Origin of the sequence: Bilifractor sp. LCP21S3_A7 (assembly GCF_052118825.1) — a bacterium.
In the GTDB taxonomy this organism is placed as follows: Bacteria; Bacillota; Clostridia; order Lachnospirales; family Lachnospiraceae; genus Bilifractor.
Genome location: NZ_JBQKGL010000001.1, coordinates 333780 through 345928, shown reverse-complemented (window position 1 = coordinate 345928; position 12149 = coordinate 333780). Strand labels below are relative to the sequence as shown.

Genomic DNA, 12149 nt, shown 5'->3' with positions numbered 1-12149 from the left:
TTTTAAACGGGAGGCATTATTCCTGACAATTGACCTATCTGGTGTGGATCGTCTTACACACGGTTTTCTGTGGGAAGCATCCGGATGCGTCGCCATGAATTGGTCGGATATCTCTTATAGGCAACGTATATACGGAGTGTCCGAATAGGCCAACACAATTCTGACGGACATGTTTCATTCAATTCTGGTGGACACGTTCCATTCGAACAATTCTGACGGACATATTTCATTCGCAATTTATGTATGACCTGCCTTCGTTTTTAGGAGATGATCAGATCAGGCAGGTCGCAGATTCGACGGATGATTCCATCAGGATCTGTTACACTTCCGAATCCGTAGGATGCCCAGAGGAAGCGTATGGAGGGATCGGGGGCCTTGCAATCATTATGCGATGAATCGCAACATTCGTTTTCCTGTTTCTGCCGGGCCTCTTTCTTCAGGAGACGGTCCGCCTCCCTTGTCGCGTCAAAGTCCGCCTGAATATCGCCGATGTAAAGAGCGTTCTGAAGATGATATTCAGAAGCAATGCGGTAGATATTATACGCCTTAAGTCGGTCTGTGTCTCCGGGACAGAGATGAGCCGTGATATAGCAGCCAAGACCGGTCAGTCGGAGAAACTGCTCAATATAACCGCTCTGGCAATTGCTGACGATGAAGCAGGGAATACCTGGCGGCAGCTGGTGCGAGGCTTTTGTGCGGGGCAGACCGGCTTTTGATTCTCCGGATTTGCGTGGGTCTATTCCTGTGAGAGTCTGAAGAGTTCGTTCCAGTCCTTCATTGGGCTCGGGAGGGTTGCGGTCGATTGCAATTTCTTCGGCCTCATACCATTGCCGAAGAAGATCAGTCTTTTCCGCATCGGGGAGATCCGGAAGAAGATCGTCGGCGATAGTCTCAAGTGGCTTTCCGAATTCACGGCGCAGATCCTCGCTATTAATCCGCGCGCCTGAACCGCCGCCCTCCGGATGAATCAGATGGAGGGGAGGAAGGTGACGGGAGCGGTAGTCCCGGTTCATAGAATCCAGTACGGTATTCCATGCCTCGGCAACAACCGGTGTGGTATCCCAAAGCGTGCCGTCAACATCGAAGATGATTCCGTCTGTCTGCAGTTTGTTCATATAACCTCTTTTCTGTTTGCCTCTTGTCTTTTGCTGCAGCTTCCGGATATCATTGCCATCAGTATTCAGGCAGAATCGGATGGCTGCTCCTGCCGGGAAGTGAAGCTGCTTTTCCTATTGTATATAGGTTAGGCGACAGGTGTCAATCTTTATTGCCGTCCAGACTGGGGATATAGGTTATGCGGCAGGTGTCAATCTTTATTGCTGCCCAGACTGGTGTATGGTCCTGAGTGGTCCGGAGTATCTGTTCGATTTACATTGAGTCTGTTATAATAACTTGAAGATGGCTCGGAGAATATCGTGTATAACTGCCAGGTAAAACAATGTGGATAATCAGAGGGTAGAAAATCAGAAGACAGCAGAATCGGAGGAATTTTCAGTGGACAGGATCTCAGAGAATGTGATTCCGGAGGAACTGATGTTGAAGAAAAAGGTCTCGGAGGAGAGGATCCGGGAGATGCGGCGGATCTTACTTCCTCTGGGCAGATGGTATCAGGCGAACAGGAGAGATCTTCCCTGGAGAAGGGAGAAAAATCCGTATCACACGTGGATATCGGAAATTATGCTTCAGCAGACCAGGGTGGAGGTGGTGAAGGAGTATTACACGAAATTTCTGCTTGCACTTCCCTCGGTCAGAGACCTTGCGTGCTGCCCGGAGGACCGTCTCATGAAGCTGTGGGAGGGCCTCGGGTATTACAGCAGAGTTCGTAATATGAAGAAAGCCGCAATCCAGATCATGAATGATTTTGGAGGAAAGATTCCGTATGACGTGAAGACACTGAAAACCCTTAAAGGGATCGGAGACTACACAGCCGGAGCAATCGCTTCGATTGCATTCGGAAAGCCGCAGGCGGCAGTGGATGGAAATGTACTCCGGGTAATAACCCGGGTACTGGCAGATCCCTCTGACATCACAAGGCAGAAATACCGCAAAGAGATTGAAGACAGTCTGACAGGGGCGATGAAGCTGGAGTTATCCGGCACCACAGCAGAGAATCCGATTACACCCGGGGATTTCAACCAGGGTATGATGGACCTGGGAGCGACGATCTGTCTGCCAGTGGGGGTGCCGAAATGCGCGGAGTGTCCGCTTGTAAAGTGGTGCAAAGCGCATGAACAGGGACGGGAGATGGATTTTCCCGTAAAGTCCGAAAAAAAGCCTCGCCGGATGGAGAACCGGACGATCCTTGTGGTGCGGGACGGAGACAGGGTACTTTTGAACCGAAGGCCGGAGAAGGGGCTGCTGGCAGGATTGTATGAGTTTCCGAACCTTGAGGGGAGTCTTAGTGAAGAAGAGGCGCTGAACAAGGTGAAGGAGCTGGGACTGCCGGCTCTTTATATTAGGAGACTGGAAGACAGCAGACACATCTTTTCGCATATCGAGTGGCAGATGAGGGGATATGAGATCCGGGTCGGCTCTTTTCCGGATCGCCTGTCCGTGGGGGCAGACGAGACTTCTGACAAGAAAGCGGGAGCCGGTCTGTTTTTTGCGGAGATTGATGAAATAAGAAGAAAGTATGCTGTTCCCTCCGCCTACAAGGCCTATGCGGACGCACTGAATCTGAACAGAGCAGAGAATGCCGGGAGCGCCGGATTGCAAAAGAGATAAATCCATGGGAATCAGCCCGTCAGGTCTTCTGTCAGGAAAAAACTGTATCTGCATAGTGGTATTTATATATTATCTGTATCTGCTGACGAAACCGTGCCGGAAACAGACGGGAAGACGGCGTGAGCGGATGTTTTCGTAGAATGGAATGGCTGGAGGGGCAGGCAAAAAAGCAGACGGCGTGAAGGCTGATGTGAGGAGAACAGCCTGCGTGATCGGGCAAGGATATGCGAGATTGCAATTTGACAGGTCTTGTGGCATTATAGAAACGGTATATTTTGCCGAATTGAAAGAAAGGTTTAACGGGGAAGATGAAGTTACTCAGCGTTACTGTACCATGTTACAATTCCGAAAGCTACATGAGAAAGTGCATTGAATCTCTCCTTACCGGAGGTGAGGATGTTGAGATTCTGATCGTTGATGACGGATCGACGAAGGATAGGACAGCCGAGATCGCGGATGAATATCAGGAAAAATATCCGACGATTGTCCGGGCTATTCATCAGGAGAATAAAGGACACGGCGGGGCTGTCAATACCGGAATCGATCATGCGACCGGACTCTATTTCAAGGTTGTGGACAGCGATGACTGGCTGGACAGAAGCGCTTTTGAAAAGGTGCTCGACGCTTTGCGGGGACTTGCAAAGTCTGGCAATATCGTCGATGCTTTTTTTGCGAACTATGTGTATGAGAAGCAGAATCGGAAATACAGAAAATATGTGATGCGATACAGAATGTATTTTCCGGAAGGCAGAATCTTCGGATGGGATCAGGTAAAGCGGATGAATGTGTTCCACTATGTGCTGATGCATTCGCTGATTTACCGGACAGAGCTGCTCAGGGAGGTGGAACTTAGGCTTCCGGAGCATACGTTCTATGTTGATAATATCTATGCGTTTGTGCCTTTTTCCAGGGTGAAGACGATGTATTATCTGAATGTCAACCTGTACCGCTATTTCATCGGCCGTTCAGATCAGAGCGTGAATGAAAAGGTCATGATGACGAGATTTCCGCAGCAGCTGCGGGTTGCCTATCTGATGCTGGATTACTTTGAACGGTTCCATAAACTTCGCCTTCATCCGAAGCAGAGAGAATTTTTGCTCCATGATATATTGATCATCATGATGATAACAACTTCCATGATAATGCGTTCCGAGGACCCGGAGATGCTGAAGGAAAAGGCTCCGCTGTGGAATCGTCTGAAGAAGGTCGATTATATGGCGTTTCTGAAAATCCGTGCCAGTGCGTCCGGTGTGGCGCTGAACCTTCCAGGGGAGGGCGGACGAAAAGTAGTAAAGAAAGGGTATCATGTTCTGGAGAAGGTCTTCGGCTTTGACTGATCCGGGAATGATGCGACAGGTGCTTATCACAGAATGAGAATAGGAACAGGCTATGATGTACACAAGCTGCAAGAGGGACGGAAGCTGATCCTCTGCGGCGTTGAGATACCATATGAGAAAGGACTTCTGGGGCATTCTGACGCCGACGTCGCTCTGCATGCCATCATGGATGCACTTCTCGGTGCTGCTGCGATGAAGGATATCGGCTATCATTTCCCGGACACAGATCCCGCGTATGAGGGAGCGTCCAGTATGGATTTGCTCCGGAAAGTCGGCGGTATGCTTGAGGACGGTATGTACATCATTTCGAATATTGACTGCACGATCATCTGCCAAAGGCCTAAGCTGAGGCCATATCTGGATGAGATGGCCGGAAACGTTGCGGAAGCGCTTGGCCTGCTTGAGGATCAGGTGAATATCAAGGCGACTACGGAGGAGGGCCTCGGCTTCACAGGGAGCGGAGAAGGAATTTCCGCGCAGGCGGTGTGCCTGATTGAACGAGCGCTGGAGCGGATGCCGGATGACCGCATGGAAGGCTCCGGACAAGGATGCGCTTCCTGTCCGATGCATACGCTTGCCAAGATCGAAGCAGATGTCCGGTAATTGTCAGACAGTTCCCGGACGCGCATCCGGATACAGATCCGGATGATCTGATGCAGATTAAATCGGATGGATACAGATTAAATCGGATGCAGATAGAATCGGATGCAGATAGAACCGGATGCAGATTAAATCGGATACAGATTAAAAATCGTATACAGATTAAACCGTATGCAGATTAAAAGAGAAGAATCCGGCCACATCGTGGCCGTTATGATATATGACAGGAGGCAGACCAGATGTCAATCAGATTTTATAATACACTGACAAAGACGAAACAGGAGTTTAAACCGATTACACCGGGCAAGGTTACGATGTATGTATGCGGACCAACCGTTTACAACCTGATTCATATCGGCAACGCAAGACCCATGATCGTGTTTGATACGCTTCGGCGCTACCTGACTTACAAGGGTTATGATGTGAACTATGTGTCGAATTTTACCGATGTCGATGACAAGATTATTCAGAGAGCGAATGAGGAGGGAGTAACGGCAGCGGAGCTTTCGCAGAAGTATATCCGGGAGACAAAGAAGGACATGGCAGACATGAATGTTCTTCCGGCCACGACTCATCCTCTCGCAACGCAGGAGATCGACGGTATGATCCGCCTGATCCGGGATCTGGAGGAGAAGGGATTTGCATACAATGTGAACGGGACCGTTTATTTCCGCACCAGAAAGGATCCGGGATATGGCAAGCTCTCCCATAAGAATCTTGATGATCTGCGTTCGGGATTCCGGGATCTGAAGGTAACGGGTGAGGCGGAGAAGGAAGACCCGCTCGATTTTGTACTTTGGAAACCCAAAAAGGAGGGGGAACCCTTCTGGAAAAGCCCCTGGGGAGATGGAAGACCGGGCTGGCACACCGAGTGCTGCGTGATGTCCCGAAAGTATCTGCACGCGACCACCATCGACATTCATGCAGGCGGAGAGGATCTGATTTTCCCACATCATGAGAACGAGATCGCTCAGGTGGAGTGCGCGACCGGTCAGGAGTTTGCTCACTACTGGCTCCACAACGCATTTTTGAATATTGACAACGTGAAGATGTCGAAATCACTTGGAAACTTCAAGACAGTGCGTGAGGTCGGTGAGCATTATGACCTTCAGGTTCTCCGTTTCTTCATGCTTTCGGCGCATTATCGGAGGGTTCTGAACTTCAGTGCCGATATCATGGAGGCCGCAAAGGCATCCCTCGGCAGGATCCGAACCGCGGTGAGCACTCTGAATGATCACATTGCCGGGGCAAAGAGCATGCCCCTGACGGAGGATGAGAAGAGAAAGCTCGGCATCGATGAAGAGGGAAGAAGAATCCCGTTTGAGCTCAAAAAGGACCCGATGACCGGAGCAGAGATCTGGCCGGAGGATATGCGGCGTTTCCGCCTTGAATTTGAGAGGGCAATGGACGATGACCTGAATACGGCGGACGCTGAGACGGCGATTTTTAATCTCGTGAAATTTGCGAATGTAGAAGTGACCGCAGACAGTTCCCGGGAGTTCGCTGAGGCGGTGAAGAAGGAAATTGTCGAACTGTCCGATATTCTCGGACTGATCGTTGATGTCAGGGAGGAAGATCTGGACGAAGAGATTGAGCAGAAGATCGCTGAACGGAATGCGGCCCGCAAGGCGAAGGATTTTGCAAAGGCCGATGCCATCCGCGATGAGCTTCTCGCAAAAGGCATCATATTGAAAGATACCCGGGATGGCGTGAAGTGGGAGAGAAAGTAATCTTCCCGGATGATTGATGTGAGCGGGAAGAATCGAAATAAACAGCAGAGATGAAACAGGAGAGGACGCGATTTTTCCGGAAGGGTTGCCTGTGACGGAAGAAAAGCAGAAGAAAAGCAGAGGGAAAACAGATTGGATGAGAGAGAAAATCTGGCGGCGGAGCTCGTCCGCAATTTGGAGGAAAAATACGCGCTTCCGGATTTTGACGCGAAACAGTATTCACCGCTGACGCTTGCGTATATCGGAGACTGCATCTATGAGCTGATCATACGGACGCTGCTTGTGCGGGAATCAAATGCTCCTGTGAATAAGCTTCATCGAACGGCCAGCAGCCTGGTGAAGGCGGAGACACAGTCGGAGATGATTGGTGTGTTCGAGGAGAGAGATCTCCTGACAGAGGATGAGAAGCGTGTGTTTCATCGGGGCAGGAATGCCAAGGCATATACGCACGCTAAGAACGCAAGTATTCAGGAATACCGGAGAGCTACAGGTTTTGAGGCTGTCTGCGGATATCTGTATCTGAAGGGAGATGTCGGAAGACTGGTGGAGCTCGTCAGTACAGGGATTTCAGAACATTACCGGAATCTCGGAGAATCTCCCTTCCGTATTGCGGAAAAGGAAACAGATCCGGACAACCACACAGGGAAGACGGCAAAGCCATAGCCAAACCTGCTTATGCTTCGCGACAGGGCGGTCTGTCTGCCTTTTAAAGAACTATTACAGTAACGCGTATGCTGTTAACAGCGCCACGTACTGCATAAGCGACGGATTGCTCCGTACTTTGCGCTCCCGCAATTCCAGATGGATCGACACACAGGAGGATATGATGAAAAATTCGTATAGAAACAATGGATCTTCGAGAGGACAGAGGCCGGGTGCCGGGAGGCACGGAGGCGGTTCGGACAGATATCGTGAAGATGGATCCGGAAGAAACGGATTTTATAAGAGTGACATGAGGGACGAATCCGGAAGAAGTGGCGGTTATAGAGGCGCATCTCACAAGAATGACCGTTACAGAAGAATGTACGGGAAAAACGAAAGCAATGAAGCGTCCGGAAGAAACGAAAGCTATAAGGATAAGAACCTGAGAAGAAGGGAAAGAACGGAAAGAACAGTGGCGCTGCCTCAGACGGAGACGGACCGGGAGTTCGAGGAGAATCCGAACCGTCTGGAAGGGAAAAATGCGGTGCTTGAGGCCTTTCGTTCAGGCCGGAGCGTAGACAAGGTCTATCTGCAGGAAAACCTGCACGACGGAATGATCATGACAATTGCAAGGGAGGCCAGAAAAGCCGGGACAATCATCAGCTACGTTCCGAAGGAAAGGCTGAACATGATGTCCGAGACCGGAAGCCACCAGGGGGTGATTGCGATTGTCGCCTCTTATCCTTATGCCGAGGTTTCCGACATGCTGAAGGCAGCAAAGGAAAAGGGGGAGAAACCTTTCCTCTTTCTTCTGGATGGGATCGAGGATCCGCACAATCTTGGAGCCATTATCCGTACCGCGAATCTTGCGGGGGCGCATGGCGTAATCATTACGAAACACCGCGCGGTAGGCCTGACGGCGACCGTCGCAAAGGCCTCTGCCGGTGCCATTAACTACACGCCGGTCGCGAAGGTCACGAATCTTGCGGCTGTCATCGACGAGCTGAAGAAAGAGGGCATCTGGTTTGTCTGCGCGGATATGGGCGGAACCCCGATGTATGACCTGGATCTCACCGGCCCCATCGGACTTGTCATCGGAAATGAGGGAGAGGGTGTGAGCCGGCTGGTCAGAGAAAAGTGCGATTTTGTCGCTTCGGTTCCAATGAAGGGAGATATCGATTCCCTTAATGCATCCGTGGCGGCTGGTGTGCTGGCCTATGAAATTGTTCGTCAGAGACGCTGAAGTATCCGGCAATTGCAGAATTATCCGTTAGATACGCAGAGGCTTGCGGCAACCACAGAATGCCTATTACGTCTGCACGCGAGGCGGTTGATTCAGGTTAGATACACAGAGGCTCGCGGCAGCCACAGAATGGCCTGGCAGAAACTGTGAGGCTTCAGACAGCAAATTGTTCTTCAATATACAGGATTATGAAAAACAGTGAGTACGAGGGAGTTCCGGACGAGGAGCTGATTCGCCGGCTCCGTGGCGGCGAGACCGGGATCGAGGATTTTCTGCTTGAAAAGTACAAGAAAACGGTCCGTTCTCTGGCGAGGGAGCTATATCTGGCCGGCGGAGACAGGGAGGACCTGCTGCAGGAGGGTATGCTTGGCCTGTTCAAGGCAATCCGGGACTATAACCCGGATGAAAACGCATCCTTCCGGACTTATGCAGGACTCCTGATATCCAGACAGATGTATACAGCTGTGGTCTCCGCCAGCCGGCAAAAGCACAGACCTCTAAACAGCTCGATTTCCATAAGTGAGCTCCAGGATAACCGCAAAGACGCGGAGCTGGGCGCCGCGGACAGCCCGGAGAATATTTTGATTGATTTTGAAAATGCCAGAAATCTCAGAGATGAGATCAATCAGGCACTGAGCCGGATGGAGAGAGAGGTTCTCGAATTTTATCTGGACGGAATGGATTATCATGAGATTGCCGGGAGAATGAACCGGACCCCGAAATCCATAGACAATGCTCTCCAGAGAATTCGCGGGAAGGTGCAGGAGATTGTAATCCGAAAAGGGCCTTGAACATGTAGAGAAAATTCTGCCCAGATGGCAGGTTGGGGAGTATGAATCCGGAGAGGACGTCAGATCCCGGCTTCTTTACAAGGAACTTCGCGTATGCTAAAATTAATCTAACTATGTCATCATCCTTTCCTGACGAAAGGTAACGAGGATAAATATGGAGAACAAAAAAGTTACCCACTCTGCCAGGCTGGTACTCCGTCTATGGAATGTCGGCCTGTTTGCGCTTGTATGGGCATTCTTTTATAACGACTACGCGTTTGACACCTACAAGATACCCGGCATGATCGCCAGTATCCTGATCTTTTATATCATTTACAATCTCCTTTGCAGTGTGTACAAGGCATTCCGTATCGCGTCCACCAATATGGGAGAAATTGTCTTTTCGCAGTTTATTTCGTTTGCCATTACGGATTTTATCCTGTATGTAGAGTGCTGCCTGATCTACAACCAGGTGGTCAATATTCTGCCGGGAGCTTTTATTGTTCTGCTTCAGCTGGTCGGAACAATAAACATTGTCGTTTTTACGAAGCGGTACTTCATGAAGCATGTCGCTCCGCAGAAGACGCTGGTAATTTACGGGAAAAAGATCAGCCCGGAGGAGGTGCTTGCCTTTGAACAGAGACTCCTGAAGAAATACAAGCATCTGTTTTCCGTTATCTATACCGAGAGAGAAGAGATCGGGGAAGAAATATTGCTGCAGCACATGCAAGGTTGCAGTACCGTCATCATGTATGGAGTCACCTTTGAGACAAGGGCGTCTGTGAGTGAGATGTGCATTGAGCACAAGAAGAATTTCTACTACACCCCTGAGCTTCTGGATATCTTTGGCCTCGGCTGTGAGCCAAAGCATCTTCTGGATACTCCTCTGATGAAATATGAGTATAACTATAATAACAAGAAATATCAGGGGATAAAGCGTGCGCTGGATATTGTTTTTTCTCTGTTTCTTATCATCGTCACTTCTCCGGTTATGCTGTTTGTCGCCATCTGCATCAAAGCAGAGGATCACGGGCCGGTATTCTTCCGCCAGAAGCGTTATACCAAGGACGCGAGAGTTTTTGAGATCCTCAAGTTCCGGAGTATGGTTGTCGATGCGGATAAGTACGGAGTCCTTCCGACAACGGATAAGGATCCCAGAATTACAAGGACCGGACGGGTGATCCGGAAGTTCCGGCTGGACGAGTTTCCCCAGTTTTTCAACATTCTGAAGGGGGATATGAGTTTCGTCGGCCCCAGACCGGAGCGGGTGGAACACGTGGACGAATACGTCAGGGAAATACCGGAATTTCGTTACCGTCTTTCGGTCAAGGGAGGACTTACCGGTTACGCTCAGGTATTTGGCAAGTATAACACCTCCGCGCATGATAAGCTTCTCCTCGATCTGATGTATATTGAGAATCAGTCGATCCTGATGGATATCAAGCTGGTGCTGCTGACTGCAAGAACTGTATTTCAGCCGGAAAGCACGGAGGGCTTTGATCAGGAAGCTCAGCAGAAGATGAACGAAAAAACCAGGCAGAATGAGGAACAGCACGGCAGCTGAGAGACGTGATCTGTGTATGGCGCGGAGAACGTTGACAGCGAGAAGAACAGGACAGTCTATGTGGGGAAGTAGCGGCTTCTGCCGTCGGATTTTTGCCAGGTATTATCCTGATATTTTTGGAAAGGGATCTTTATGAAGGTTGCGATCGTAACGCATTCCTCAACATTTGAAGACAGAGCAGAGGCGGTAGCCCGATTTTTCGAGGAAAAAGGGCATACCGCTGTTCGCGTTTTTTCAGATTTCGATCATCATGGCAAACGAACGGTTCAAAGAGAAGCGGAAAATCATGTCTACATCCACCTCAGACCATATACCAGGAATCTTTCCCTTACGCGGCTCAGGGCTATTCGCCGGTTTGCGTTTGAAGCGGGAACATATCTGGAATCCGGGAATTTTGATCTGATTTATTTTATGATACCTGCCAATTCTTTTGCCGTGGAAGCGGAACGGATTCACAGAAAAACAGGCGCCCGTGTGATTTTTGATCTGATTGATCTGTGGCCGGAATCACTCCCTCTGAGGGCGGCAGCTCACCTTGCGCCGATCCGGAGATGGAGAAATCTTCGGGATCATCATCTGAGATGTGCTGACGTGATCTTCACGGAATGTGGTTTTTATCGGGAACAGCTTGATTTACCGGAGAACAGAACATATACTCTTTACTGGTGCAAACTTTCCGGCGATAATAAATATAGAGCGGCAGGTGAAGGAATCTGGACAGATTCCGGAGGTGTGGCAAATGCGGAGAAGACAGGTACCGATGAAGTCATAGTCCATGATGCCGTGGCTGATGATGCCGCAGTCCGTGATGCCGTGGCCGATGATGCCGTGATCAGGAAACAGTCCTGCCCGGAACAGAGTCTCCGTATTGCATACATCGGTGCAATCAACAACATCATTGATATTCCGAGGATTGCATATCTTCTGGGGGCTCTGAACGGCCGGAGGAAGGTTATTGCGGATATTATCGGAGAGGGAGAGCACAGAGATGATTTTATCCGGGAGCTTCGGAACAGAGGGGTCGAGACTGTCTGCCGCGGAGCTGTCTATGAAGAAGAACGGAAGAAAGAAATTCTTTCCCGCTGCTGCCTGGGCATCAATGTGATGCGGACCGATGTGCATGTCGGTCTTTCGATGAAATCGATTGACTATCTGTCGTATGGGGTTCCGCTGATCAACAGTATCAAGGGAGATTTATGGGAATTCGCGTCGACATGCGGGATTGGTGTAAATATTCCTGACGATCTGATGACGATGTCGCAGGAAGACCTGAATTTGCTTCTGGACAGGCTGCTTGCAGTTGCGGAAGATCCTCAGGCACGCAGAAAATGTGTGGATTTGTATCGCAGAAATTTTACACAGGATGCGTTTAACCGGACGCTCGAACGAGCGTTGGAGGAACAGAAACTTCTGCCGCGGTCTTCCATAATTGCGTAACAGAGGGAGCAGGCAGCACACGAATACTTCGCATTCGGCTGCGGCTCACTGTTCGCGTAAATAAAACCGGTTAACAGGGAAAACGGTCAACAGAGAAACAGG

The 12149-nt window shown here is 50.0% G+C and carries 10 protein-coding genes; 9 read left to right on the top strand and 1 reads right to left on the bottom strand.

Translation table 11 applies throughout. The features are described from left to right. Positions 1–260: 260 nt before the first annotated feature. Positions 261–1115, bottom strand: coding sequence for an HAD family hydrolase (locus ACTQ1O_RS01530; protein WP_441485810.1), 855 nt, complete (start codon positions 1113–1115; stop codon positions 261–263). Between the two features lie 379 nt (positions 1116–1494). Here ACTQ1O_RS01530 and mutY point away from each other — a divergent pair, with 379 nt between their 5' ends. The 9 genes from mutY to ACTQ1O_RS01485 all read left to right on the top strand — a co-directional run bounded on the left by mutY (position 1495) and on the right by ACTQ1O_RS01485 (position 12047). Then, positions 1495–2724: an A/G-specific adenine glycosylase gene (mutY, locus tag ACTQ1O_RS01525; protein ID WP_441485809.1), complete on the top strand. Its 1230-nt coding sequence runs from the start codon at positions 1495–1497 to the stop codon at positions 2722–2724. Positions 2725–3032: 308 nt separating this feature from the next. Then, positions 3033–4061 (top strand): glycosyltransferase family 2 protein, encoded by a 1029-nt coding sequence (locus tag ACTQ1O_RS01520; RefSeq protein ID WP_441485808.1) that lies wholly within the window; start codon positions 3033–3035, stop codon positions 4059–4061. Positions 4062–4094: 33 nt separating this feature from the next. Continuing rightward, the gene (ispF, locus tag ACTQ1O_RS01515) at positions 4095–4664 is read left to right on the top strand and encodes a 2-C-methyl-D-erythritol 2,4-cyclodiphosphate synthase (protein WP_441485807.1); all 570 of its coding nucleotides are present in this window, start codon (positions 4095–4097) and stop codon (positions 4662–4664) included. Positions 4665–4906: 242 nt separating this feature from the next. Next, positions 4907–6391 carry a cysteine--tRNA ligase gene (gene cysS / locus ACTQ1O_RS01510; RefSeq protein ID WP_441485859.1) on the top strand — a complete coding sequence of 495 codons (1485 nt, stop codon included), beginning with the start codon at positions 4907–4909 and terminating at the stop codon, positions 6389–6391. 132 nt (positions 6392–6523) lie between these two features. After that, positions 6524–7054, top strand: a complete 531-nt coding sequence (locus ACTQ1O_RS01505) for a Mini-ribonuclease 3 (RefSeq protein WP_441475545.1) — start codon at positions 6524–6526, stop codon at positions 7052–7054. Between the two features lie 457 nt (positions 7055–7511). Next, positions 7512–8276, top strand: coding sequence for a 23S rRNA (guanosine(2251)-2'-O)-methyltransferase RlmB (rlmB, locus tag ACTQ1O_RS01500; protein ID WP_441485858.1), 765 nt, complete (start codon positions 7512–7514; stop codon positions 8274–8276). 188 nt (positions 8277–8464) lie between these two features. Further along, positions 8465–9067, top strand: coding sequence for a sigma-70 family RNA polymerase sigma factor (locus ACTQ1O_RS01495; protein WP_441485806.1), 603 nt, complete (start codon positions 8465–8467; stop codon positions 9065–9067). Positions 9068–9221: 154 nt separating this feature from the next. Continuing rightward, complete coding sequence (locus tag ACTQ1O_RS01490; protein WP_441485805.1) at positions 9222–10610, top strand: sugar transferase; 1389 nt, start codon at positions 9222–9224, stop codon at positions 10608–10610. A gap of 132 nt (positions 10611–10742) precedes the next feature. After that, on the top strand, positions 10743–12047 hold the full coding sequence (locus ACTQ1O_RS01485; RefSeq protein WP_441485804.1) for a hypothetical protein: 1305 nt from the start codon (positions 10743–10745) through the stop codon (positions 12045–12047). The last annotated feature ends 102 nt before the right edge of the window (positions 12048–12149 follow it).